1 protein-coding gene is annotated in these 882 nt (G+C 63.4%); it reads right to left on the reverse strand.

The window, feature by feature from the left end; translation table 11 throughout:
- Nucleotides 1–187: 187 nt before the first annotated feature.
- Nucleotides 188–727 carry a 50S ribosomal protein L19 gene (gene rplS / locus EOA86_RS36520; RefSeq protein ID WP_128345825.1) on the reverse strand — a complete coding sequence of 180 codons (540 nt, stop codon included), beginning with the start codon at nt 725–727 and terminating at the stop codon, nt 188–190.
- Between the last annotated feature and the right edge of the window lie 155 nt (nt 728–882).

The raw sequence follows: 882 nt of genomic DNA on the forward strand, positions 1-882 counted from the left end.
GGCACCTTGCAAGCCGGTCCGATGCGCCGTTCGACCCGAAAATGGATTCCGATGCTTTCGACGCCGGGATTACCAAACGATCCGTTTCGATTTGCGCACTGATGCGGCCCGGCAAGATCGAATCCATCCCGCGAAAACAAAAAGGCGGCCGAAGCCGCCTTCCCGAAACATCGGTTTTAAAGACGCCTTATTCGGCGACGGCCGCTTCCGCAGCCTTGGCGGACTCGTCGGCGGCCTTCTTCTCGGCGGCGTCCTGCGCCGCCTTCTCGGCGGCCAGCGCCTGGGCGGCGGCCACCTTCTCGGCCTCGATGCGGGCCTTCTCGGCGTTCAGCGCATCGCGCTCATCATCGTTCAGCTTGCGGGCGCGGACGCCGGTGTTTTCGGAAATGCGGGCCGACTTGCCGCGGCGATCGCGCAGGTAATAGAGCTTGGCGCGGCGCACCTTGCCGCGGCGCACGATCTCGACGCCTTCGACCATCGGCGAAAAAACCGGGAACACGCGCTCCACGCCTTCGCCGTAGGAAATCTTGCGAACCGTGAAATTCTCCTGGAAGCCGGCGCCGGCGCGGGCGATGACAACGCCCTCATAAGCCTGGACGCGGGTGCGGGTGCCTTCGGTCACGCGGACCTGGACACGCACGGTATCGCCGGGCTGGAATTCGGGAAGCTTGCGCTTGGCTTCGATCTTGGCGGCCTGTTCGGCCTCGAGCTGACGGAGGATATCCATCTCTACAAATCCACTTCTTGTTCTTCCGACAGTCAGAGCGTCCGGCACTCGCCTTGCAGTTCCATCGACCGCTCGGCTATGCCCTTTGTCGCGAGACATCGGGCAGGGGCGACTACACCGTCATTGTTGACGGGCCAGAAGATCGCTCTTGGCAG

Origin of the sequence: Mesorhizobium sp. M5C.F.Ca.IN.020.32.2.1, assembly GCF_004023105.1 — a bacterium.
GTDB classification, from domain to species: Bacteria; Pseudomonadota; Alphaproteobacteria; order Rhizobiales; family Rhizobiaceae; genus Mesorhizobium; species Mesorhizobium wenxiniae.